We start from the raw sequence: 23,915 nt of genomic DNA, 5'->3' as shown, positions 1-23,915 counted from the left end.
AAATGAGAAAGATTTCCCTTTTAGTTTTATTAGCCTTTACTATTATTTCATGCAATAGATCTTCAGATGTAAGTAGTCATAAATTCACAGGGGAAGCTCTAGGCACAACCTATATGGTGCATTACTTCTCAGAAGATGACTTCAATTTCGAAAAATCATTAGATAGTATACTTGATGCGATCAATTCTTCCATGAGTACTTATATCACCAAATCTGATATTTCACGAATTAATCGTGGAGATACTACCGTGAAAGTTGATGAGAATTTCAAGGCAGTTTTTAATGCCTCTAATAAGATCTATAAGGAGAGCGATGGGTTCTTTGATCCAACTGTAGGTGTTCTTGTTAATGCTTATGGATTTGGCCCTGGAAAACAATTAAAAGAGATCGATAGTGTATCCCTGGACTCTTTGCTCAAACTTGTGGGATTAGATAAGATCAAGATCAAAGATGACGGAACTATTCAAAAGCAAAATCCTTCAATATATCTGGATTTTAATGCGATCGCTAAAGGTTATACCATCGATGTTATCGCTGAATATCTGGAATCTCAAAATGTGGAGAACTATCTTATAGAGCTTGGAGGTGAATTAAGAGCAAAAGGTAAAAATCTTGAAAATGAAAATGAGTGGGTAGTAGGTATCGATGATCCAAATCAGGAAGAAGGTAACAGAAGACTTCAGGCTAAAGTAAAATTATTGGATGCAGCGATGGCTACTTCTGGTAATTACAGAAAATACAGACTAGATTCTTTAACTGGTCAGAAGTACGTACACACTATTAATCCTAAAACAGGAAAGGCTGAAAAAAGTAATATTTTAAGCGCTTCTGTCCTTGCAGAGAATTGTATGCTTGCAGATGGTTATGCGACTGCATTCATGGCTCTTGGCCTGGATAGGACCAAAGAAGTTCTCGAAGACCTTGATGGGGTGGAAGTATATATAATGTATTCTTCTGAGAATGGTGAAATGAAGGTATTCCAGTCGCCAGATTTTAAAAAGAATATTCTGGAATAACCGTTATTTATGGCAAACCGGGATGATCTCCCCTTGAGCCAATCTATATTTTTCGATCTCTGCTGTTGAAAGTTTAGAAGTGTAATCTACTTCATCAACTTTAAATCCTACGCTGCGTAATTTATCGAAATAATCTCTTCCATAAACTCTTACGTGATCATATTGACCAAAGATCTTAGAACGTTCCCTGAGATCTGTAATAGAATCGTCCTGAAAAGTCTCAGCTCTATTTAGATCCTGAGGTATTTGCAGGATAGCCGTTCCCCCCGGCTTGAGGATCCTGTAGAGTTCCTGCATGGCTTTTTTGTCATCGGGGATATGTTCCAGAACGTGGTTGCATAAAATAAAATCGAAACTTTCATTTTTAAATGGCAGATCACAAATATCGGCCTTAACATCTGCTAAAGGAGAGTTGAGATCTGTAGTAGTATAATCAAGATTCGAAAGTTGCCTGAACCGCTTATAGAAAGCCTGTTCCGGGGCAAAGTGTAAAACCTTTAATTGCTTATTAAAAAATTCGGTTTCATTTTTTAAATAAAGCCATAGAAGCCTGTGCCTTTCTAAAGAAAGGGTAGAGGGGGAAAGAACATTTTCCCGCTGATTTTCGTAACCATAAGGTAAAAACTTCTTAAAACCGCTCCCATCAATAGGATCGGTATATCGCGAGCCTTTAAGATAAATCTTTAAAAACGGCCTTACCAGGTAACTAATTCTAATAAGAACAGGCCTGGGAATTGAATTTAAGGCCAGTTTAAAAAGATTACTCATTCTCTATACTTCGATATCTCCCCAGTTCTCACCCGATTTGATACGGTACAATTGCATTTCGGAAACTCCAAATTGCTTTGCAAGTACCCTGATACGGGTTTTCCTTTCGGGATCTAAAAGTTTTTTCTTTAGAATAACAGCCTGGGCATAGGTTAGCTTGGAATAGGAAGTAACTTTTCTCAGCTTCCTCTTCTTTTTGTTTTCCTTTACCTTAGGACTGTCGTATTGATGTTGGACCCATTCGTCTTTGGTGGCCCATGCCAAATTAGAAACGCGATTGTCGTTCTTCACGAAATTTTTGTGAATCACGTACTGATCACCTTCTTTCTTCTCTAAAAACAATTCTGCAATAATGCGATGAATGTAATACGTCTTATGCTTTCCATTCTTCAATTTTACCGCGAAGTTTAAATATCCACCTACTTTTCCGCCTTTCATTAAGTCTCCTTCGGGATTTTTCAGATAACTGATCATTCTTCCGAAATTTGAGACTTTGTAGACAAAGCGGTCTTCCCAGGAATCTTTGTGTAGGGTTTTCCAGATTTCCTGTCTGTAACTTTTAATCATAAACTTTTGCTCTAAATTCGTCTTCTTCTTTGGTTTTAATTTTTAAAGATTCATAAATGTACTTAAATGTAGATAGTAATTCGGGTTTGCCGTCAACAAGCGCCACATTGTGCTCAAAATGTGCACTTGGCTTATTATCGGCGGTTAATATTGTCCATCCGTCAGGTAATTGTTTTATCCTTTTAGTTCCCATATTTATCATGGGTTCTATGGCAACTACCATTCCTTCAACAAATTTCTTTCCTCGTCCTCTTTTACCGTAATTCGGCATTTCAGGATCTTCGTGCATGGTTCTACCTAAACCATGTCCAACCAGTTCTCTTACTACGCCGTAGCCATGATCCTCGGTATATTTCTGAATGGCATATCCAACATCACCCACACGGTTTCCGGCCTTAAATTCTCTGATACCAACGTATAGAGATTCTTTGGTCACGTCAAGGAGCTTCTTTACCTCTGGCGCTACTTCTCCAACCTCAAAGGTGTAGGCGTGATCACCATAAAAGCCATTTTTGATAGCTCCGCAATCTATAGAGATAATATCACCATCTTTTAATGGCGTGTCATTTGGAATTCCATGTACTACCTGTGCATTAGGGCTCATGCAAAGAGAATTCGGGAAATCATACAATCCCAAGAAACCTGGTACAGCGTCATGATCTCTTATAAACTCTTCGGCCATTTTATCCAGTTGCAAAGTGGTCACCCCAGGTTTTATTTCTGGAGCTAGCATGCCTAAAGTTTTTGAAACTATTAGTGCGCTTTCACGCATTAATTCTATCTCTTCTCTGGATTTAGGTATTATCATATTCTTTATTACAATCTTCCGAATAAACCGGATCTTTTCTTTTTCTTCTTTTTATTATTGGATGGTCTTTCGTTACTAAGACTTTGGAAAATTTCACCCCAGCCTTTCATACCTCCTAGATTACGGTCATCAATAAAAATATCTGCAAGAATCTTTCTACTAATAGTATCGTCGAATTCTTCTTCGGGGTAACTTTTATTGACCGCGTAAAATTTTAGTCCGTTCTTTTCACAGAACTTAACAGCCTCTTCAAGACTTTCACCGTGACGGTAGGTCCATAATATAATTCTGTGACCTTCATCCTGCAATTTTTTAAGGGACTCAAATGCAAAAAGTATAGGTTTTCCTATTTCAGGAAATCTGTTCTCTACTATAGTCCCGTCAAAATCAACTGCTAACGTAAGAGAATTGGGCATATGCGAAATTAGTTAATATTTTCTAATTTTAGTATTAAGCCAGGCTTTAAGTTAGTCTGTGTAGGAATCTTTGTACTTTTCCCCACTTACTATTTTAGCAATATCCTCTTCGATACTTTCTCCCTGAGAATACTCTACAAACCTATTCACTTCTGCACCGTCTTTGTAAAAAATGATCGTTGGTACTCTGTGAACGTTCAATTCTTCTTCGATCTTAGAAGGGGTAGTCTTGTTATAATCAACTGCTACCATTTCTAGATTATCATAATTATAATCTGCCTGGTCAAGGATCTTTAATAATTTTGGTAATTCTCTTTTACTATCGCCACACCATGTTCCCATTAGAACCTTAATGTCGTAGTCTCCAATGTTCTCCTTGATAGTTTCCATTGAAGCGGCTTCAGGAGAAAATTTATCATATCTCGGCTCAAACCAGCTTGAAAATGGTTTTTGCTGTAGATCCTTCTTGTGAAATTCTCCTAAGAGCATATCCTTTTGCAGATCCTCTTCATTAATTTCCTCACTCACTCTTTTGTCAACATTTGTTTTTCTTACAGTATTTCCACAGCTTAAGGTCAATACTGCCAATAGGATAAATAATTTATTCATAACAATTAGTTAGATTAAAGGGTCTTCGGTCATTAAGTCTGGCTGGGTAATGCCCATAAGTTTTAAAACAGTCGGTGCAATGTTCCCTAACTTACCATCTATTATACTTTTTACGTCTTTGTCCATCAGGATAAGAGGCACCGGATTAGTAGTGTGGGCCGTATTAGGACTACCGTCAGGATTTTTCATGACTTCACTATTTCCGTGATCAGCAATAATAATTACTGAGTATCCATGATCATAAGCTTCTTCAGCTACAGCTTTAGCGCAGGTGTCAACGGTTTCGCATGCCTTAATAGCAGCATCAAAATCTCCGGTATGACCTACCATATCCGGATTTGCGAAATTCAGGCAAATGAAATCAGCCGATTCCTTGTCAATTTCATGAAGGATCTTGTCCTTTATTTCAAATGCGCTCATTTCTGGTTGCATATCATAAGTTGCCACTTTTGGTGAATTGCACATGATTCTTTTTTCACCATCGAAAGGTTCTTCCCGACCACCTGAGAAGAAAAAGGTAACGTGAGGATACTTTTCAGTTTCAGCAATTCTTATTTGCTTCTTGCCTTCATATTCCAATACTTCTCCAAGCGTAGCTTTAATATTAGATTTTTTGAATATCACATTTATATTCTTGAACCTGTCGTCATACTTGGTCATGGTAACATAGTACAACGGTAATTTTTTCATTTCATATTCTGGAAAGTCATCCTGAGATAATGCCTGCGTAAGCTGCCTGCCTCTATCTGTTCTGAAATTGAAATAGATCACCACATCCTTTTCGTTAAGGGTAGCAACAGGTTTACCGTTATTATCGTTAAGAACTATTGGTTTGATGAACTCATCGCTTACATCATTATCATAACTTTCCTGTATGGCTGTCAGAGCATCTGTAGTTTGTTGACCCTTACCTTTCACAATCAGATCATAAGCAAGTTTTACTCTTTCCCAGCGCTTGTCACGATCCATAGCATAATATCTACCGATCACCGAAGCCAGTTTGGAATTTGTTTCTTCTAGATGTGGAAGTAGATCTTCAATAAAACCTTTTCCAGAATGTGGATCCACATCACGACCATCTGTAAAGGCGTGTACGTATTTTTGTTTTACGCCAAGTTTTTCTGCGGCAGATAATAGACCTTTTAAGTGGTTTATATGGGAATGAACACCACCATCACTAACAAGTCCCATAAAATGAACGGGTTTGTTGTTCTTTACGGCATAATTTAAAGCTTCTTCAAGAACGGGTTCATCCTTTAAGGTGTCTTTTTCAACCGCCATATTGATCTTAACCAGATCCTGGTAAACTATTCGGCCAGCGCCAAGATTCATATGTCCCACTTCACTATTTCCCATCTGACCTTCTGGAAGGCCAACATTCATACCGTCTGTTCTAAGCGTAGCATGAGGAAATTTCTCTGGAAGGGAATCCATAAAAGGTGTTTTGGCTTGCGCAATGGCCGATACATCTTCATCTTGAGTGATTCCCCAACCATCCAATATCATTAAAAGGACTTTCTTGTTCATCTGTTAAAATAGTTTGGGGTTAAAGATAAAAACAATTGAATGTAATGCCAGACCAACCGAGTATAATGTTTTATTAAAACTATCCACATTCTATTTTCATCCTATAAAATTTTTCCTTCAACGAATATGACTGTCGTTTCTGAATAAAAAAATCGATTCAGGTTTAATTGAATTTTTCTTCGATTTTACTCACTAACGCACACGATCAGGCTTATAATTAATCTATAAACGTAAAATTCATTTATTGTAATTATCTCTATATCTCCTGTTATATGATTCTTTAACAAATCTTTCTGAGTGCCTGAGAATCAGGATGCTTAATTTTTTAACATTTATATGTCTTTGGAGTAAAATATTATAAGCTTTTCTACGTTTACCTAGAACGCCTGGAAACTGCATTATTATGCTCATTTTAAGTATTATAACTGTTTCAAATGTTAAATTTTGAAATTTTTGCAGATTAATTTTCAAATTTCGTACGTTGGCAGGACTTTTGGTTTTTATTAACAGAATCTAAAAAACATAATTATATGAAGTATAGAATCCTTACAGTTGTTGGAGTATTAATTTTTTCATTTGCCTTTACAAGCGCATCTGAGATCAACAATTCTAAAGATTCCGAAATCCCTGAAGAATTTCCCGTAATTGAAATCGAAAAATCTTTTGAAGAGAAGGTGGTTGAATTATATGAATCATTTTCCTTGAAAAATTCTACCATGCCGCAATTGTCGGTATTCGAAAAAGCCATTACCGGATATATGAAGCTGGATGAGGCCGGAAAAATTTCCAATCCTTTACTTACAGTAATTGATTTCAATCTTTCTTCTACTAAAAAGAGAATGTGGATCCTGAATATGGATACACGGGAAGTGATATTTAATACTTACGTGGCTCATGGGCAGAATACCGGAGGCGAATTTGCAGAGAGCTTTTCCAATAAACAGAATTCTCATAAGAGCTCTTTAGGATTCTATGTAACAGGCGAGACCTATTACGGCAAAAACGGACTATCTCTATTTATAGATGGAATGGAGAAAGGCTTCAATTCTAATGCACGGGAAAGATACGTGGTAATTCATGGTGCAGATTATGCTGAACCAACTTTCATTAAAAGAATTGGTAGACTTGGTAGAAGTTATGGCTGTCCTGCCGTACCAAATAAGATCGCAAAGGAACTTATCAATAAGATCAAAGGAAAGTCGGTAGTGTATATTCATAAAAATGATAAGAACTACCTGGAGAATTCAGACTATTTAAGCGTATAATCTAAGCTTCAGGTTTAAGTAGCTCCCAAAGCTCTTGATCAAGATCATAGATATCATCAATATATTTGATGGTATTTTCTTTTTGAAATGCTGTCCAGTAAAAATGATGCACTTTTACATTTTGGGTAACTTTAATTTCAGTAGTCTTACCAGATTTTAATATTTCTTCGATCTTTTCCTCATCATATTTTTCCTGGTCACTCAGTAAATAGCCGGCAAGGCCTAATGCATCCTCCACTCTAACACAGCCGGAACTTTGTGCCCTGGCGTTATTGGCGAATAATTTTTTTGAAGGCGTATCGTGAAGATAGATCATATATTCATTCGGATAAATGATCTTTACGACACCTAAAGGATTTGAGGGCCCTGCGGGTTGTCTATATGTGTAGGATCGAGCTTTAGATGAATTCCAATTTACATCTGCCGGATCTATAATTTTTCCGGAACCATCATAAATTTTGATATTTTTCCTTTTAAGGTAATTAATGTCTCTGGATGCCCCAGGAATCACATCGTTCTTTTTGATAGTAGGAGGGATGGTCCAGGTAGGATTATAGATGATATAACCTATTTCATCTGAAAATACAGGCGTTCTCCTAACTTCTGTTCCTACCATCGTCTTATGAGATCTAATAGTATCGCCATCTTTCACTACTGTAAGTTCGTAATTCGGAATATTCACAATAATATAATGTTCACCAAGGTCCCTGGGGTACCATCTCCATCTCTCGAGGTTGATGAGCATTTGATGTAGCCGATCTTCTTTAGTGTAATTTAAATTTTTGATGGTGGTATTTCCGAGCAATCCGTCGATCTGTAGATCATGTTCCTTCTGGAATTCTTTTAAAGCATTCTGAATACTATCGTTGTACCTGGTATTTGTAGAATCTATTTTTCCCTTATAAAAACCTAATTCATACAACCTCTTGGTGATAGAGAACATTCTGTCATCAGATTCTCCTGGTTTGATCAACTTTCCGGTACTTATCCTGGTTGCAGGAGCATTTCTCCAATCGGTCTTTTTAAACTCTTTCAGGGCTTTCTTTAAACCTTTGTATACTATGTGGTCAGGTTTAATTGATTCCAGGGATTCTGTGATGTTTTCTTTAGCTATCGCAGATTTTAAAAGAGCCTGAGTATCTATTTCATTAACAGGGCTGCCCCAGATATCATAGATCTCTTTGGGATTTAGTTTTCCTGTTCCAAGATCATGAGCTAGTTGAAAAAAGGCATCGGTTAAAAGAATTTCCAGAAAATTATTCTCTTCTTCAGAATTGGTGTCTAAAGAGGATAGAAGTTTTTGAATATTTTCTCCATGATAGTCTTCAAAGAATAATCCTTCATCTTCGATATTTTCGATATTTCTGAAAAGGTCTTCCCTTAAATTCCGGTTCGTCCAAATCGGTTCGAAATCATTTTCCTGGTAGAACTCTAAGATCTCTTTGGGATGATAAATGACTGTTGGTTCTTCCTGGATATCGTCAAAGAAATCTTCAATTTCATCAGCATCGGTAAGTTGCGCAATTTCTTCAACTTCATTGCGCTCTTCAATGCCTGGCTCCTCCTTATCATTCTTACAGCCAACAATAAGTAGCAGGCATAACAGCGTAAATAATAAGGAGGGGCTTCGCATTTTAAAAAAAATTAATTCAGGGTAGGTAAATCCTAGGAAATTCTTACGTCTGAGTAAGATTCGTTCTGGTCAAACTTCACTTCTGCGAAAGGGCAAAGGGGATCTATCTTTAGATTATTTTCCCTGGCATATTCCACGCTCTTTTCAATAAGTTTGGAGCCTATTCCCTGGTTTTCCATTTCACGTTTAACTTCCGTATGATCTATTGTGAGAATATTATCTCCACTTTTATGGTAGGTCAATTCGCCGATAAGTCCCTTTTCGTTTTCGATATAGAACATGCCGCGGCTATTATTCTCCTTATGTTTAATTTCCATGCTTATTTTTTGTAGATACCGTCTACGATACCGTAATCCATAGATTCTTTTGCATCCATCCAGTAGTCGCGGTTAAAATCCTTTAAAACCTTTTCAACAGTCTGGCCACAGTTTTCTGCAAGGATCTCGGCGCTTAGATGTTTGGTTTTAAGGATCTCGTTAGCAGCTATCTCAATATTTGAAGCCTGGCCTCTGGCACCACCGCTTGGCTGATGAATCATCACCTTAGCATGTGGTTGTATAAATCTTCTTCCTTTATTACCTGCTGAAAGTAATATGGATCCCATAGAAGCTGCAAGTCCTGTACAAATTGTAGATACTGGCGATGATAGGCTCATAATGGTATCATAAATCGCAAATCCATCGGTCACATAACCTCCGGGACTATTAATGAATAACTGAATTTCACCTTCTCCTTCAAGGTCAAGATATTCCAGCCTGTCGATCACATATTTGGCAGTTTTGTCACTCACTTCTCCCCACATGTAGATCTTTCTTTCTTCTAATAATTTTATATCTATTAAGTCCTGGATCTTTCCGGTTTTATTTTTCATGAAATATGTTTAAGAGTAATTTCTGTTTGTAAGTCGAAGCTAAAAATATGACTATTTTAGCAGAAAACAGAATGATGGAAGTGGCATTTAACAAGATTTTAAAAGAAGATTCCGCTAAAGTTTTACCCTACCTCAAGAAACTACATCAGGAGCCGCCAGCAGAGGATTTATTAAAGGAACGCTTGCTGGAAATGTTCGATCAAAATTACGAATGCTTCGGTATTTACAATCAAAATAAACTTATTGGAGTTTTTGGACTTTGGTTCATGACTCGTCATTACGCGGGGAGGGCCTGTGAAGCCGATCATATTTTTATTGAAGATGAATATCAGGGAAAAGGTATAGGAAGATCTCTCATGGAGTTTATTCATTCCTATGCGAGGTCAAAGGGCTGTGAGACAATGGAATTGAATTCTTATGTTGAAAATTTTGCCTCCCATAAATTTTATATGAATCTAGGATATGTAATTCGTGGATATCATTTTTTAAAAAAGCTGTGATTTTTTTTGGATTTTGAAATCGTTTCAGATTATATTTGCAGCCACAGGCGGGAGTAGCTCAGTTGGTAGAGCGTCAGCCTTCCAAGCTGAATGTCGCCGGTTCGAACCCGGTCTCCCGCTCTAAGAGCTCCATTGAAAGATGGAGCTTTTTTTATGCATTAATTTATTGTAGTTGGAAGGTGACTTACTGTATTGAATTGATAGCGATACAAGTAGGTTTAATTCCATTAAAAAAGCCGGAAGCAAAATGCATCCGGCTTTTTATAAGTAGGGATCTGATTTTTTAACCGTTCATAGAGATTAAAAACTCTTCATTATTTCTGGTATTTTTGATCTTTTCATTAATGAATTCCATTGCTTCTACCGGATTCATGTCTGCAAGATACTTTCTAAGCACCCACATACGTTGAATGGTCGAGTCATCAAGAAGTAGATCATCTCTACGTGTACTTGAAGAAACAAGATCTATCGCAGGGAATATTCTTCTATTAGAAATTCTTCTATCTAACTGAAGCTCCATGTTACCTGTTCCTTTAAATTCCTCAAAGATCACTTCATCCATCTTAGAACCGGTTTCAGTAAGCGCTGTTGCTATAATAGACAACGAACCTCCGTTCTCAATATTACGAGCCGCTCCAAAGAATCTTTTAGGTTTATGTAAGGCGTTAGCATCTACACCACCACTCAATACCTTACCGCTGGCAGGTTGAACAGTGTTGTAAGCTCTCGCAAGTCTGGTGATAGAATCAAGAAGTATCACTACATCGTGACCACATTCTACCAAACGCTTTGCTTTTTCTAATACGATATTGGCAACTCTTACATGTTCATGAGCTTCTTTGTCGAAGGTTGAAGCAACGACTTCACCTTTTACATTACGCTGCATATCGGTAACCTCTTCAGGTCTTTCATCAATAAGTAGAACGATCTGATAAACCTCAGGATGATTCGCTGCAATTGCATTGGCGATATCCTTTAAAAGCATGGTTTTACCTGTCTTCGGTTGAGAAACGATCATGCCACGTTGTCCTTTCCCGATAGGCGCAAAAAGATCCATTACCCTGGTAGATATAGAACTCTGCTTTTCAGCAAGAATAAATTTATCTTTAGGGAATAGAGGAGTAAGGTGTTCAAAAGAAACACGATCCCTCACCACTTGTGGGTCAAGACCATTGATCTTATTGATCTTAATAAGTGGGAAATATTTCTCTCCTTCTTTAGGAGGTCTAATCTGTCCCTGTACGGTATCTCCGGTTTTCAGTCCAAAAAGCCTGATCTGTGACTGGGATACATAAATATCATCTGGAGAAGTAAGGTAGTTGTAATCTGAAGATCTCAGGAAACCATAGTTATCCTGCATGATATCCAGTACTCCTTCACTTTCTATGATAGCATCGAATTCGTAATCTGGCTCGCGGTAACGATTTCTGTTATCGCGGTTTCCATTATTTTTTTTGTTATCGTTACGACTGTCATTACGATTATCATTACGGTTGTCGTTGCGATTATCGTTTCTGTTATCGTTGCGATTGTCGTTACGATTGTCGTTCCTGTTGTCGTTGCGATTATCATTTCTGTTATCGTTGCGACTTCGGGTGTCTTTTTTGTTGCTTTGGTTTCTATCCCTGCTATTTCCTTTAGGTGTAGGTGAATTCCTTGAATCATCCTTTTTAGAAGAATGACTGGAATCTTTTCCTGATGGCTTCGCTTGAGAAGGTTTTGAAGAAGCTGAAGATCTTGGAGGTCTTTTTTCGCTTCCTACCTTTTTGGCAGGCTTTGGTTTTGCCTGTTCCTGGTTGTTGTCGTCAGTAAGAACTTCTTTCACTTTGTTAGGATTTGATGCCTGGTAGTCCAGAATCTGATACACCAAATCTAGTTTTTTTAAAGTCTTGTACTTAGGAACATTCAGCGTTTCAGCGATTTCCTTAAGTTCAGGAAGCTTTTTAGCTTTTAATTCTGAAATTTCAAACATGTATGCGTTAAAATAATTTTCGTTTGGATTGATTTAAAAAACTTCTCGAGGAAGAACAAAAAGTTTGGAGACTTAAGTAACCAACGTTGAATGGGTTACGAAATGTTCTTGCAATAATACAACTTTATTTTAAACTTTTAGACAGTAATTCTAAAAAGAATCTTTTATTTTTGTGCCGCAACAGTAAGAAATATGCTTCAAAGAATACAAACTGTTTACCTACTTATAGCAGCTATTACGGCTGCAGGCCTTATATTTGTATTTCCTCTTTGGGAAAATAATGCGGGGGAGTCGGTGTACGCCATAGATGAATTGATTGCATTTGGGATGTTTATCGCATCTGCTGCAATTTCTTTGGTAAGCATCTTTATGTTTAAAAATAGAAAACTCCAGTTTGTGCTGGGGCGTCTAAATATAATATTGAACCTTTTTTTACTAGGAGTGTTTGTTTATTGGTCTCTAACTTTACCTGGAGAAATGGATATTTCAGAGAAGGGTATTGGGATGTTTCTTCCTATTATTTCTATCGTTTTTATTGTTTTGGCGAATAAAGCCATCAAAAAGGACGAAGATCTCGTAAAATCTGTTGACCGATTACGATAAGCCTATCATCTTAGTAGTATTAGTGCGTGAAAAACCCGAAGTGAAAGCTTCGGGTTTTTTAATTTTAAAATCGAGGAATGTGATAAGATTTATTTCTAATTTTAAATACTATCGGTTAAGCTTAAGGTGGTTACATTATTCCAACTCGATAACTTCGAGATCACTAATGTTTTTTCCATCTATTTTGAATCTTAGCATGGTCCTTTTCTTATGAAAACCCTGTTTTCCTGCAGCACCGGGATTCATGTGTAGGAGGTTTAGATTTTTATCATTCATCACCTTCAGAATATGAGAATGTCCAGAGATGAAGATTTTTGGTGGATTTTTCCTTATTTCTTCTTTTACAGCCGGCGAATATCTTCCCGGGTACCCACCAATATGGGTGATCCAGACATCGATGTCTTCACACATGAATCTGTTGTTAAGTGGAAATTCTTTTCTTATTTCGGCATTATCAATATTACCGTAAACCGCTTTTAAAGGTTTTACAGCTTCAAGTTTATCGGTGACCTCAAGGCTTCCTATGTCACCGGCGTGCCATAATTCATCTGCTTCTTTTGCATAATGCAGGATGCGGTCGTCAATATGTCCGTGAGTATCACTAAGGAGAAGTATCTTTTTCAAAATTGGATTCAGATTTAAAATTCGTTTAACAAAGGATGGCTTAGCAAAGCCTTTCTCCTTGTTATAATTGCCTTATCTTTGCATTTCGCTAATATAAAAATAAAGCGGAGCTTGAGGTATTTTATAGAACTCTCTTATTTTGGAAAAGCTTATCATGGTTGGCAAAATCAACCTGATTCTATAAGTGTACAAGAGGTTCTGGAAGAAAACCTCAGTAAGGTTCTTCGTTCTAAGATCGATATCGTTGGAGCGGGGCGAACAGATGCTGGCGTACATGCCAAACAGATGTTCGCACATTTTGATAATTCAGAGACTATAGATACAAATTTGTTGAAGTATAAACTTAATTCCATGCTTCCAAAAGATGTGGCGATCTCAGAGATTTTTGAAGTTAGGGAGGATGCTCATGCGAGGTTTGATGCGACCTCCAGGAGCTATGAATATCATATTGTTCAGGAAAAGGATGCTTTTAGTAAGGATTTTGCCTGGTTTTTGAAGCACGAACTGGATGTTGAAAAAATGAACGAGGCGGCAGCTATTTTAAAAGAATATACCAATTTTAAAAGTTTCTCTAAGAGCAGGACAGATGTGAAAACATACAATTGTAGAATAGATCATGCCGTTTGGAAAGCAGAAGATAATAAGTTGGTTTTTCATATTACTGCCGACAGATTTCTAAGAAATATGGTTCGGGCAATAGTGGGAACCCTTATAGAAATTGGTCAGAATAAATATCCGGTGGCTCATATTCATGAAGTTATTGAAAGTGAGGACAGGGGAATGGCGGGGACTTCGGTGCCGGCTCACGGATTATATTTAACCAGGATAGAATATCCTGAAAACATCAGAATAATATAAATGGCAACAAAGACGGGAAATGCGTTCGATATGGATCTGTTTAAGCGACTGCTTAAATATACCAATCCTTATAAGCGAATCTTCTATTTCGTTGGTATTGCAGCTGTGCTTGTCTCATTGTTTGCTGTGCTTAGGCCAATCCTGTTACAGGAAACCATAGACAAGGCTCTTATGCCTTCAGATTTTGAAAGCCTAATTTATTACGTAAGCCTCATGCTTGGGGTGCTTGTTTTGGAGGTGGTCTTTCAGTTCTGTTTTATTTATTACGCCAACTGGCTTGGTTTAGGAGTTGTGCGGGATATACGGGTAAAGCTGTTCGAGCATATGCTTGGCTTCAAAATGAAGTATTATGACAAGTCGGCTGTGGGAAGATTGGTAACCCGTGCTGTTAGTGATATTGAAACCATATCAAGTATCTTCAGTCAGGGATTGTTCATGATCATTAGTGATCTCCTTAAAATGCTGGTAGTTCTTGGGGTTATGTTCTATAAAAGCTGGGAATTGACCCTTCTGGTCTTGACCGTGCTTCCGTTCATTCTTTATGCTACCCGTGTATTTCAGAAGAAAATGAAACTTGCCTTTGAAGAGGTTAGGACACAGGTGGCAAATCTGAACACTTTCGTGCAGGAGAGAATTACCGGTATGAAGATCGTTCAGCTTTTTACCAGGGAGAAGACCGAATATGCCAATTTTAAGGATATTAACGATAAGCACCGTAAAGCATGGGTGAAAACGGTTTGGTATAACTCAATATTTTTCCCGATCGCTGAAATGTCGACTTCCATTACTATTGGTCTTATCGTTTGGTTTGGTGGACTAAGAGTGGTTGCCGGTGACGAGATGTCCCTTGGTATTATTGTAGCTTTTATTGAACTTTCTCAAATGCTTTTCAGGCCATTGAGGCAGATCGCAGATAAATTCAATACCCTGCAAATGGGTATGGTTGCTGCAAACAGGGTATTCGGAATCCTTGATACCGAAGCAAGTATAGAAGATAAAGGAACTATTGAGATCGATAATCTTAGAGGAGAGATCGAATTTAAAGATGTTCGCTTTAGTTACGTAGATGATGAAGAAGTTCTAAAAGGAATTTCCTTTAAAGTTGAGGAAGGGGAAACCGTTGCGATCGTTGGAGCTACCGGAGCCGGAAAGTCTACGATCATTAATCTTTTGAGTAGGTTCTATGAGATAGATAGCGGATCTATTCTGGTTGATGGAACCGATATTAAAGATATTAAACTTAGATCTTTAAGGGCTCAGATAGCCGTGGTATTACAGAATGTTTTTCTTTTTGCTGATACCATAATGAATAATATTAACCTGGATAATCCAGATATTACCGATGAAGACGTGATTGCGGCGGCAAAACAGATCGGTATACATGAATTCATAAGCACCCTGCCAAACGGTTATTATTATAATGTAAAAGAAAGGGGAGCGATGTTATCATCTGGTCAGCGACAGTTGATCTCATTTCTGAGAGCTTTTGTAAGTAACCCAAGTATCCTTGTTCTCGATGAGGCTACCTCTTCGGTAGATTCTTATAGCGAACAGCTGATCCAGGATGCTACAGATAAGATTACTGAAGGGCGAACTTCCATTGTAATTGCCCATAGACTAGCTACCATCAAAAAGGCCGATAAGATCATTGTAATGGACCAGGGCCAGATCGTTGAAATTGGCAACCATAAGGAACTGCTTAAAAAGACAGATGGTTATTACAGAAAACTGTATGAGGTTCAGTTCAAGGCTGAAGAGGCCTTATAAAAGAATTTAGCTAAGATCTTCTTTTAATTTTTCCTTCAACTCATCTAGAGTTTCAAACATCACGAATTGACCATCTTTAACATATGATGTCTGCCCGGTTTCTTCACTTACTATTAATGCCAGGGCATCTGTTTTTTCAGTAATACCAACTGCCGCACGATGTCTTAAACCAAATCTTAAAGGAATTGAGCGATCATTGGAAACCGGTAAAATTACCCTGGTTGCGGTGATCTTATTTTCTTCGATGATCATCGCCCCGTCGTGAAGTGGGCTATTCTTAAAGAAAATAGACTCAATAATTGGCTGATTCAATTCAATTTTCATTTTGTCTCCTGTATTCTTTACAAAATCCAGCTTATTGTTCTTCTGGATCACCATTAATGCGCCGGTATAGGTCTTACCCATAGATTCGCAAGCGTCTATGATGGCATCAATATCTATCTTATTCTCGAAATCGTCCCGGCTAAATTTAAAGCTTTTAAAGAACCTTCCTTTTTGAGTAAAATTAGTAGACCCGATCATTAGAAGGAATTTTCTAATTTCCTGTTGGAAAACCACAATCAGGGCAAATACCCCAACCCCAATAAATTCCCCAAGAACGCTGCTTAAAAGCTCCATTTGCAACAGCTGGGTTAACAACCAGGCAAGGTAGATCACCACAATACCGATGAAAATATTTACTGCCGCGGTACCGCGAACAAGTTTATATACATAGTAGAGTAGCAGGGCTACAAAAACAATATCCAGGATATCGAGAATTCGAAGATCTATGATGTCCAAATTGCGGGGGTTTTATGTAAAAATAGAAAAACTAAAATTAGTTTATCAATTCACGGGTTAATTTGATGCATTCCATGGCTTCCTTAACATCATGGACTCTCAGAAAGCCTGCTCCTTTCAGTAGGGCAGTGGTGTTAAGAACGGTGGTTCCATTAAGTGCTTCACTGGCAGAAATGTCCAGTGATTTCCAGATCATACTTTTCCTGGAAACTCCAACCAGTAAAGGCAGCTCCAGGTTTTTAAAAAGCTCAAGTTTTGATAACAGTTCAAAATTCTGAGCTATATTTTTCGCAAAACCGAAACCAGGATCCACGATAAGGTCATTAATACCAAGATTTCTGGCCGCTCTGATCCTTTCTGAAAAATAAAAAAGAACATCAGCGGTTAGATCATCGTATTGATTAAGATCTTTCATGTTTTGCGGAGTTCCTTTCATGTGCATCATGATATAGGGAACCTGATATCTCGCAATTGCCGGCAGCATTTTATCATCAAGTTTTCCAGCGGAAATATCATTAATGATGGCAGCGCCAGCCTGAATACTTTTTTCGGCAACTTCAGCTCTGAAAGTGTCTATGGAAAGAACGGCGACCGGAAATTCCTTCAGGATCATCTCGATGGCGGGCATCATTCTGCCTAGTTCTTCATCAATCGAAATATCATCTGCTCCCGGCCTGGAACTATAGGCTCCAAGATCGAGAAAAGTGGCTCCTTCCTGAAGCATTTTTTCAGCATTGGTAAGGATCTCCTTTTCGGTATTAGAACGGCTTCCGCTGTAAAAGGAATCTGGAGTGATATTAATAATGCCCATCACTTTTGGCTGAGCGAGATCAATAAGATTTCCTTTGCAGTTGATAAACATATTGTAATTTAGGTTTTTTGATAGCCGGGAAATTAACTTTGACTATCTGAAATATTTGCCCGAAATTTACGCAAATTACATCTACTTCATGCAGGATACCTCAAAACAATACGACGCGGTGATCGCGAGTTGCCGCAGTTTGTTTCTAAATAAAATGAAAGATTACGGCTGTGCCTGGAGAATTTTAAGGTTGCCGTCACTTACCGATCAGATATTTATCAAAGCCCAAAGGATTCGGCAGTTACAGGAAAGTGAAGTGCGTAAAGTAGATGAGGATGAAAAATCTGAATTTATTGGTATCATCAATTATTCTGTCATGGCTCTTATTCAACTGGAAAAGGGAATTGCAGTTCAGCCAGATCTAACTCCAGAGGAGGCTATAAAACTTTATGATGAAAAGATACAGGAAACAAAGGAGTTGATGATGAATAAAAATCATGACTACGGCGAAGCCTGGCGTGATATGCGCATTAGTTCTCTAACAGATCTAATTATTCAAAAACTATTACGTGTTAAACAAATAGAGGATAATAAAGGTAAAACACTAGTGAGCGAAGGTATCGATGCTAATTATCAGGATATGATTAATTATTCGGTTTTCGCCATGATACATTTCAGTGAAGCCGAGGAAAAAGCAGCATCCAAAAAATAATATTATGAAAGCAATTGTAAGTATCGCCAGGATCCTGGTGGGAGTTCTCTTTATTTTTTCAGGATTCATCAAATTAAATGACCCGGTAGGCTTCTCTTACAAATTGCAGGAATATTTTAGTGAACCTGTACTCGATATTCCATTTTTAATTCCCTTTGCGCTCATAATTGCTATCCTTATAGTCATCTTTGAAATGGTGCTGGGGATCATGCTGCTAATTGGATATGCTCCTAAATTTACCAGCTGGAGTTTGCTGGGAATGATCATATTTTTCACATTTCTAACCTTTTATTCCGCTTATTTCAATAAAGTGACCGATTGTGGTTGTTTTGGGGATGCAATTCCGCTTACACCATGGGAGTCCTTCTATAAGGACGTAATATTGCTGGTTCTGATTCTGCTCATCTTTTTTAATCAGAAGTACATCAATCCTATTTTTCCGCTGAAATATCACAAATGGGTGGTATTTGCTTCCTTCATGGCCAGCTTTGCTTTTTGTTATCATGTATTGATGCATTTGCCGGTTTTCGATTTCAGGCCTTATAAAATTGGAAACAATATTCCGGAGAAAATGAAAATACCTGAAGGCGCAGAGCAGGCTGAGGTAATTTATAGCTGGAAATTCAAGGTTGATGGAGAGGAAAAGGTCATTGAAAATAACGGTGCGTATCCACAGGTAGATGGTGAATTCATTGGTGTGGAAACCACGCAAACCGGAGAGAATTCTATCGCTCCAATTCATGACTTCGTTATTGAAGGAGAAGAAGGTGATATAACCGATGAAGTTCTAACGGCAGACAAGGTCTTGCTGATCGTAACGTATAATTTAAGGGCTACTGAAAAAGATGGCTATAAAGCCGTAAAATCCCTAAGTGAAGAAGCCCTGCAGAAGGGATATAAGGTAATAGGTCTTACTGCTTCTGGCCCGGAATTTCAATCTGAACTGAAAGAAGAATTCGATCTTAATTTCGATTTTTACCAGACTGATGAAACTGCCCTAAAGACGATTATTCGTTCTAATCCTGGCTTTCTTACGCTTAATAATGGAACGATCACCCAGAAAAAGCATTGGTTCGACGCATCTGATATCGAATTATAAATACATTCGGTAATCTGTTGAATACTCCCTAAAACTTGAAGGTTTAGCTTGGGTTTAAGAAACTTTCAAACCTCCTTTACTTATATTTGTGGTTGATCAGGATCAAATTTTGATCTTCTTAAAATTGAACTAACGAACCAAAATATAATATCATGAGAGATAGAATAGTTGCCGGAAACTGGAAAATGAACAATGATCTTGCAGAGACCGAAGAATTATTAGGAAAATTAAAACTGCAAATGGTTAAAGAGCCTGAAGCGACAGTGATGGTTGCTCCGTCTTTTACAAATTTGTATCCCACTTTTCAGGCTTTAAAAGGCACCCCTATTATCGTTGCTGCTCAAAATATGCATGAGAGCGAAAAAGGTGCTTTCACGGGGGAGGTTTCCGCATCTATGCTTAAAAGCGTAGGAGTAAATACTGTTATTCTTGGACATAGCGAACGCCGCGCATATTTTAACGAGAATGGTGAGTTATTGGCCAAAAAAGTAAAGGCAGCGATCGATAATGAAATGACCGTCATTTTTTGTTTTGGGGAAGAACTTGAAGATAGAAAAAGTGATAAACATTTCGATCTTGTGGAACAACAGTTGAAAGAGGCTCTATTTAATCTTCCGCAGAGCTCATGGAAAAATATTATTCTTGCCTATGAACCAGTTTGGGCTATAGGAACAGGAGAAACTGCAAGTCCAGAGCAGGCGCAGGAAATGCACAAGCATATTAGAAACCTTCTGAATAAAAATGTAGGTAAGGAAGTAGCTGAAAATACTTCGATCCTATATGGAGGTAGTGTAAAGCCAAAAAATGCAAAAGAGATCTTTGCAAAAGAAGATGTAGATGGTGGACTTATTGGTGGTGCCAGTCTTAACGCGGTAGACTTTATGGCTATCGTAAACTCATTCTAAAATGGCTGGGAATTATTTTGAATTTCATTTTACCATAGATCCGGTTCAGCCGGCTTCAGAGATCCTTATAGCCGAACTTGGTTATCTGGGTTTTGAAAGTTTTGTTGAAAATGATGATGGTATCACGGCATATATTCCTGAAGAGGAATATGAGGATGACCTTCTAGCCGGGGTGCATATTCTTCAGTCTGAAGATTTCAAGATCACCTATGATCAAAAAGAGATCGAAAGAGTGAATTGGAATGAAGAATGGGAAAAGAATTTTACTCCCATTTTGGTAGATGAGGTTTGCAGTGTGAGAGCACCCTTTCATGAAAAACCCGATACAGAATTTGATATTGTGATCGAGCCGAAGATGTCCTTTGGAACTGGTCATCATGCTACTACGCATATGATGATCCAGCATATCCTGAAAAATGACTGGGAAGGCAAATCGGTTTTAGATATGGGTTCGGGTACAGGCGTTCTGGCGATCATCACAGCGATGAAAGGGGCGAAGACCATTGATGCTATAGATATAGATAACTGGTGTTACCTTAATACTCTTGAGAATATCTCCCGCAACGATTGTGAGCATATAAACGTTGAAGAAGGTGGGGCAGAACTACTTGAGGGTAGATCATATGATATGATCCTGGCTAATATCAATCTGAATATATTAATCAGGGATCTACCTATCTATGAAAAATGCCTTAAAGCTGATGGAAGTATTTTTCTCAGCGGATTTTATGAGAATGACCTGCCACAAATAAAAAAGGCTTGTGAAGAGCTCGGATTATATTACGTAGAGAATTTTGAAAGGAACGATTGGGTTGCTGTAAAGTTTTCACGCTGAGTATTTTATCATATTTTGTATCTTTGAACCATGTGAAGAGAAATTTTTGAAGATGAGCACGAAAGAAGAATTATTAGAAGAGGTTGATGTAAAGACCAAAGAAAAGAAAGAGAATGAGATCGTACTGTACAATGATGATTATAATACATTCGATCATGTAATTGAAACCCTGATATATGCCTGTGACCACACTCCGGAACAGGCTGAGCAGTGTTCTATCCTGGTTCATTATAAAGGAAAATGCACTGTCAAGACGGGGATTTATGAAGAATTAAAACCCCGATGTTCTAAATTACTGGATGCAGGATTAAGCGCAGAAATAATTTAGAACAAAAAATCCTTTTAATCTTTTCAGATTTTAAAATAAACAATATATTTGCACCCGCTTTGCAAAACAGTAGAGCGGCAATGTAAAGGCCTCGTGGCGCAACTGAATAGCGCATCTGATTACGGCTCAGAAGGTTCCAGGTTTGAATCCTGGCGAGGTCACGAATAAATACTTTAATTAGAAAAAACGCCAAGCTTACTTGAGCGTTTTTTTGTTTAAAGTATTTTCGAAGCGGAGCTTTTTGAGGATATTTAATCCTGGCGAGGTCACGAAATAAACACAAAAGCGAACTAATTAGTTCGCTTTTGTGTTTTGTAGAATTTCAATTTTTTTAAAAAGAGCTTCCACATGAAAGCTTGCCTTAGTAATTTATAGCATCTTCTTAATTTTCAAATACCAGTTGATTAGCCTTTTCAATCTCATCCTGGGAAATGGTATGCGGCCTGTTGTCATAAATCGATACGCTAACTTTGGCATTCATACTTTCCATTATTTTCTGAGTTTCCTTTACTCTTTCAACTGGCACATGCGCATCCGGATTTCCCGCCCCAATAAAAATCGGGGTGCCGTTAAAATCTCCGCTATAGTTTTCAGGATAGATATTATCACCTATAAGTCCGCCGGTAAAAATTGCTATTCCTCCAAACTGTTCTGCGTTTCGGGTAACGAATTCAGCGGTTAGACAGGCGCCTTGAGAGAAACCTCCAAAGTAAATATTCTCGGAAGCGATGCCCTCACTTTTAATATCATCCAGAAGCTGATTTAGTATATCTAAGGCCGAAGAAAGCCATGGTTCATTCTGACTAGGCGGTGCCAAAAAGGAATAAGGATACCAGGTATTATTGGTTGCCTGGGGTGCAAAAAGAGCAAAGTCCTTGGTATTTAAATTATCGGCAAGGGACAGTATTTGCTGTGCGCTGCCTCCACGCCCGTGCAATAGGATAAGTGCCTTTTTTGCTTCTGAAATATCTTTCCCGCCTGTAATTATATTTTTAGTGTGCATAATTTTAGTTTAAAAAGAAAAGTCCGGAGAATAAATCTTTAAAACCTTACTCCGAACTTTCATCAATAAATTTAGTGTTTTAAATCTGGCAATGCTCTTTCGATCTGCTCTCTTGCGCCTTTGTACCTGTCTGGTAACTGAAGGCTGCTTCCCAGTTCTTCTACAGTTTCATCTGTAGCAAATCCCGGGTTATCTGTCGCGATCTCAAATAGAACTCCTCCCGGTTCTCTGAAGTAAAGAGAAAAGAAGTAATCCCGATCGATCTTCTCAGTGATCTGTAATCCTTTTTGAAGAACTTTCTCCCTCATCTCCATAAGAGTTTCTTCATCTTTCACTCTAAAAGCTACATGATGATTTGTGCCACCTGCATTAAGTCCTCTGGGCAGATCAGGCATTTCTAAAAGATCTACTATTGCTGCATTTTCAACCGTATCGGTTTTATAACGAGTTAAATTACCTTCAGTTGTTACTTTTTTGTATCCAAAAACTTCGGTCAATATTTCTGCTGTAGCAGTATTATTTTTCAGGCTTAATGTAACGGCATGAAAACCTTTTATGGCCGCATTTGCCTTTACTTCTGCAGTTTCAAAGCCCTTTCTGTCGTCATTATGTTCAGTTTCAATAAGACTCAGCTTTAAACCGTCAGGATCCTGAAAGGGAAGTTTTCTTTCTCCGAACTGCTCGGTGATCTGGTAATGCCTTACATTCTTCTCTTCAAAGCGATCTTTCCAGAATTCAAGGCTGCCTTTAGGTACAGAATATCCAATTTCGGTAGCCATTCCTGCACCATTTTTCCCTTGTCTAACATTCGCCCATGGGAAAAATGTTAGAATACTTCCAGGGGTGCCTACTTCATCTCCAAAGTAAAAGTGATAAGTTTGAGGATCGTCAAAATTTACTGTTTTCTTTACCATTCTTAACCCGAGGGTTTTGGTATAGAAGTCGTAATTTCTCTGTGCATCGCCCGCAATTGCGGTGATATGATGTAATCCTAAAATTTTATTTTCCATGATCTTTAAGCTTGTTTTACAAATTGTAATTCTCCATTAATACGAACATCATCACTTACCATTACTCCTCCCGCTTCCAGGGCGGCATTCCAGGTCAATCCAAATTCCTTACGGTTTATTTTTCCGTTTATTGAGAATCCAGCTTTTTCTTGTCCGTAAGGATCTTTCACCATTCCACCGTGTTCAACATCCAGGATCACTTCTTTTGAATTTCCTTTAATCGTTAACATGCCGGTTAATTTATAATTATCCTCATCCAGTTTTTCAAAGTCGGTTCCTTCAAATTTAAGTTCTTTATTTTTTTCAGCATCAAAGAAATCTGCACTTCTTAGGTGTTCGTCACGATCTTTATTATTGGTATACACTGAATTTGCTTCTACTGTACTTGTAACTTTGGCACTATTAAAATCCTCTCCCTCAGTAACGATCTGTGCATCAAAATTTTGAAATTCCCCTTTCACATTGCTTATCATAAGGTGCTTTACTTTAAAGGTAAGTTCGCTATGTGACGGGTCCAGTTTCCAAATGGTTGTTTTTGTAGTTTCCATAAGCTTTGTTTTTTTTAATTATTTCTATTCAAAGATCTTTTTTTAGTTCTTCGATTTCGTTCACCTATGTTAACTTCGGAAAGAGAAGT

General features: G+C 37.9%; 27 protein-coding genes and 2 tRNA genes. 13 read left to right on the top strand and 16 right to left on the bottom strand.

The genetic code is table 11. The features are described 5' to 3' along the window. Positions 1 to 2 precede the first annotated feature (2 nt). The gene (locus G3I01_RS00985; RefSeq protein WP_219550308.1) at positions 3 to 1,016 is read left to right on the top strand and encodes an FAD:protein FMN transferase; all 1,014 of its coding nucleotides are present in this window, start codon (positions 3 to 5) and stop codon (positions 1,014 to 1,016) included. Between the two features lie 3 nt (positions 1,017 to 1,019). Here the strand turns inward: G3I01_RS00985 and G3I01_RS00980 are convergent, their stop codons facing one another. The 6 genes from G3I01_RS00980 to gpmI are packed head-to-tail and all read right to left on the bottom strand — an operon-like array spanning position 1,020 to position 5,711. Next, entirely contained in the window at positions 1,020 to 1,784 is a 765-nt protein-coding gene (locus G3I01_RS00980) for a class I SAM-dependent methyltransferase (RefSeq protein ID WP_219550307.1), read from the bottom strand. A gap of 3 nt (positions 1,785 to 1,787) precedes the next feature. After that, positions 1,788 to 2,351, bottom strand: a complete 564-nt coding sequence (locus tag G3I01_RS00975) for an HNH endonuclease (protein WP_219550305.1) — start codon at positions 2,349 to 2,351, stop codon at positions 1,788 to 1,790. After that, complete coding sequence (gene map, locus G3I01_RS00970; protein ID WP_219550303.1) at positions 2,344 to 3,159, bottom strand: type I methionyl aminopeptidase; 816 nt, start codon at positions 3,157 to 3,159, stop codon at positions 2,344 to 2,346. Before map ends, G3I01_RS00975 begins: the two co-directional genes overlap by 8 nt. An 8-nt stretch (positions 3,160 to 3,167) precedes the next feature. Then, complete coding sequence (locus tag G3I01_RS00965; RefSeq protein WP_219550301.1) at positions 3,168 to 3,575, bottom strand: hydrolase; 408 nt, start codon at positions 3,573 to 3,575, stop codon at positions 3,168 to 3,170. Positions 3,576 to 3,626: 51 nt separating this feature from the next. Next, on the bottom strand, positions 3,627 to 4,184 hold the full coding sequence (locus G3I01_RS00960; protein WP_219550299.1) for a thioredoxin family protein: 558 nt from the start codon (positions 4,182 to 4,184) through the stop codon (positions 3,627 to 3,629). Between the two features lie 9 nt (positions 4,185 to 4,193). After that, positions 4,194 to 5,711 (bottom strand): 2,3-bisphosphoglycerate-independent phosphoglycerate mutase, encoded by a 1,518-nt coding sequence (gene gpmI / locus G3I01_RS00955; RefSeq protein WP_219550297.1) that lies wholly within the window; start codon positions 5,709 to 5,711, stop codon positions 4,194 to 4,196. Between the two features lie 530 nt (positions 5,712 to 6,241). Here gpmI and G3I01_RS00950 point away from each other — a divergent pair. Continuing rightward, positions 6,242 to 6,976 carry a murein L,D-transpeptidase catalytic domain family protein gene (locus tag G3I01_RS00950; RefSeq protein WP_219550295.1) on the top strand — a complete coding sequence of 245 codons (735 nt, stop codon included), beginning with the start codon at positions 6,242 to 6,244 and terminating at the stop codon, positions 6,974 to 6,976. Position 6,977: 1 nt separating this feature from the next. Here the strand turns inward: G3I01_RS00950 and G3I01_RS00945 are convergent, their stop codons facing one another. From G3I01_RS00945 to G3I01_RS00935, 3 genes are read right to left on the bottom strand one after another with little or no spacing between them, the layout of a single operon-like run. Next, positions 6,978 to 8,609 carry a L,D-transpeptidase family protein gene (locus G3I01_RS00945; RefSeq protein WP_219550293.1) on the bottom strand — a complete coding sequence of 544 codons (1,632 nt, stop codon included), beginning with the start codon at positions 8,607 to 8,609 and terminating at the stop codon, positions 6,978 to 6,980. 32 nt (positions 8,610 to 8,641) lie between these two features. Further along, the gene (locus tag G3I01_RS00940; RefSeq protein ID WP_219550291.1) at positions 8,642 to 8,926 is read right to left on the bottom strand and encodes a GNAT family N-acetyltransferase; all 285 of its coding nucleotides are present in this window, start codon (positions 8,924 to 8,926) and stop codon (positions 8,642 to 8,644) included. Positions 8,927 to 8,928: 2 nt separating this feature from the next. Then, positions 8,929 to 9,480, bottom strand: coding sequence for an ATP-dependent Clp protease proteolytic subunit (locus G3I01_RS00935; protein WP_219550289.1), 552 nt, complete (start codon positions 9,478 to 9,480; stop codon positions 8,929 to 8,931). A 47-nt stretch (positions 9,481 to 9,527) separates the two neighbouring features. Between G3I01_RS00935 and G3I01_RS00930 the strand changes: the two genes are divergently transcribed. Continuing rightward, positions 9,528 to 9,980, top strand: coding sequence for a GNAT family N-acetyltransferase (locus tag G3I01_RS00930; RefSeq protein ID WP_219550287.1), 453 nt, complete (start codon positions 9,528 to 9,530; stop codon positions 9,978 to 9,980). A gap of 47 nt (positions 9,981 to 10,027) precedes the next feature. Further along, a tRNA-Gly gene (locus G3I01_RS00925) sits at positions 10,028 to 10,100 on the top strand. Positions 10,101 to 10,263: 163 nt separating this feature from the next. Here G3I01_RS00925 and rho read toward each other — a convergent pair. After that, positions 10,264 to 11,952 (bottom strand): transcription termination factor Rho, encoded by a 1,689-nt coding sequence (rho, locus tag G3I01_RS00920; RefSeq protein WP_219550285.1) that lies wholly within the window; start codon positions 11,950 to 11,952, stop codon positions 10,264 to 10,266. A gap of 192 nt (positions 11,953 to 12,144) precedes the next feature. Here rho and G3I01_RS00915 point away from each other — a divergent pair, with 192 nt between their 5' ends. Further along, entirely contained in the window at positions 12,145 to 12,555 is a 411-nt protein-coding gene (locus G3I01_RS00915) for a DUF4293 domain-containing protein (protein ID WP_219550283.1), read from the top strand. 135 nt (positions 12,556 to 12,690) lie between these two features. On the opposite strand, the gene G3I01_RS00910 is transcribed toward G3I01_RS00915, so the two are convergent. After that, a complete protein-coding gene (locus G3I01_RS00910) occupies positions 12,691 to 13,179 on the bottom strand; it encodes a metallophosphoesterase family protein (protein WP_219550281.1) in 489 nt (162 codons plus the stop codon). 111 nt (positions 13,180 to 13,290) lie between these two features. Between G3I01_RS00910 and truA the strand changes: the two genes are divergently transcribed. Further along, on the top strand, positions 13,291 to 14,037 hold the full coding sequence (truA, locus tag G3I01_RS00905; RefSeq protein WP_219550279.1) for a tRNA pseudouridine(38-40) synthase TruA: 747 nt from the start codon (positions 13,291 to 13,293) through the stop codon (positions 14,035 to 14,037). After that, the gene (locus G3I01_RS00900) at positions 14,038 to 15,804 is read left to right on the top strand and encodes an ABC transporter ATP-binding protein (RefSeq protein WP_219550277.1); all 1,767 of its coding nucleotides are present in this window, start codon (positions 14,038 to 14,040) and stop codon (positions 15,802 to 15,804) included. Positions 15,805 to 15,810: 6 nt separating this feature from the next. Here G3I01_RS00900 and cdaA read toward each other — a convergent pair whose 3' ends face one another. Further along, complete coding sequence (cdaA, locus tag G3I01_RS00895; protein ID WP_219550275.1) at positions 15,811 to 16,584, bottom strand: diadenylate cyclase CdaA; 774 nt, start codon at positions 16,582 to 16,584, stop codon at positions 15,811 to 15,813. 37 nt (positions 16,585 to 16,621) lie between these two features. Beyond that, positions 16,622 to 17,446, bottom strand: a complete 825-nt coding sequence (gene folP / locus G3I01_RS00890) for a dihydropteroate synthase (RefSeq protein WP_219550273.1) — start codon at positions 17,444 to 17,446, stop codon at positions 16,622 to 16,624. 88 nt (positions 17,447 to 17,534) lie between these two features. Here folP and G3I01_RS00885 point away from each other — a divergent pair, with 88 nt between their 5' ends. From G3I01_RS00885 to G3I01_RS00860, 6 genes are all read left to right on the top strand, one after another. Further along, positions 17,535 to 18,098 (top strand): DUF1599 domain-containing protein, encoded by a 564-nt coding sequence (locus G3I01_RS00885; RefSeq protein WP_219550271.1) that lies wholly within the window; start codon positions 17,535 to 17,537, stop codon positions 18,096 to 18,098. Between the two features lie 4 nt (positions 18,099 to 18,102). Then, a complete protein-coding gene (locus G3I01_RS00880) occupies positions 18,103 to 19,197 on the top strand; it encodes a BT_3928 family protein (protein WP_219550269.1) in 1,095 nt (364 codons plus the stop codon). A 152-nt stretch (positions 19,198 to 19,349) separates the two neighbouring features. Then, positions 19,350 to 20,102, top strand: a complete 753-nt coding sequence (tpiA, locus tag G3I01_RS00875; RefSeq protein WP_219550266.1) for a triose-phosphate isomerase — start codon at positions 19,350 to 19,352, stop codon at positions 20,100 to 20,102. A 1-nt stretch (position 20,103) separates the two neighbouring features. After that, on the top strand, positions 20,104 to 20,937 hold the full coding sequence (gene prmA / locus G3I01_RS00870) for a 50S ribosomal protein L11 methyltransferase (protein WP_219550264.1): 834 nt from the start codon (positions 20,104 to 20,106) through the stop codon (positions 20,935 to 20,937). 52 nt (positions 20,938 to 20,989) lie between these two features. Then, entirely contained in the window at positions 20,990 to 21,265 is a 276-nt protein-coding gene (locus G3I01_RS00865) for an ATP-dependent Clp protease adaptor ClpS (RefSeq protein WP_108171233.1), read from the top strand. An 87-nt stretch (positions 21,266 to 21,352) separates the two neighbouring features. After that, positions 21,353 to 21,426 (top strand) — tRNA-Arg (locus tag G3I01_RS00860). A 221-nt stretch (positions 21,427 to 21,647) separates the two neighbouring features. On the opposite strand, the gene G3I01_RS00855 is transcribed toward G3I01_RS00860, so the two are convergent. The 3 genes from G3I01_RS00855 to G3I01_RS00845 form a co-directional block, all read right to left on the bottom strand. Beyond that, entirely contained in the window at positions 21,648 to 22,268 is a 621-nt protein-coding gene (locus tag G3I01_RS00855) for a dienelactone hydrolase family protein (protein WP_219550262.1), read from the bottom strand. A 71-nt stretch (positions 22,269 to 22,339) separates the two neighbouring features. Further along, the gene (locus G3I01_RS00850) at positions 22,340 to 23,278 is read right to left on the bottom strand and encodes a ring-cleaving dioxygenase (RefSeq protein ID WP_219550260.1); all 939 of its coding nucleotides are present in this window, start codon (positions 23,276 to 23,278) and stop codon (positions 22,340 to 22,342) included. A gap of 5 nt (positions 23,279 to 23,283) precedes the next feature. Continuing rightward, positions 23,284 to 23,826: a YceI family protein gene (locus G3I01_RS00845; RefSeq protein WP_219550258.1), complete on the bottom strand. Its 543-nt coding sequence runs from the start codon at positions 23,824 to 23,826 to the stop codon at positions 23,284 to 23,286. Positions 23,827 to 23,915 lie beyond the last annotated feature (89 nt).

It is taken from the genome of Gramella sp. MT6 (genome assembly GCF_019357415.1).
Classification (GTDB): domain Bacteria; phylum Bacteroidota; class Bacteroidia; order Flavobacteriales; family Flavobacteriaceae; genus Christiangramia.
This window is presented reverse-complemented; position numbering and strand designations above follow the sequence as displayed.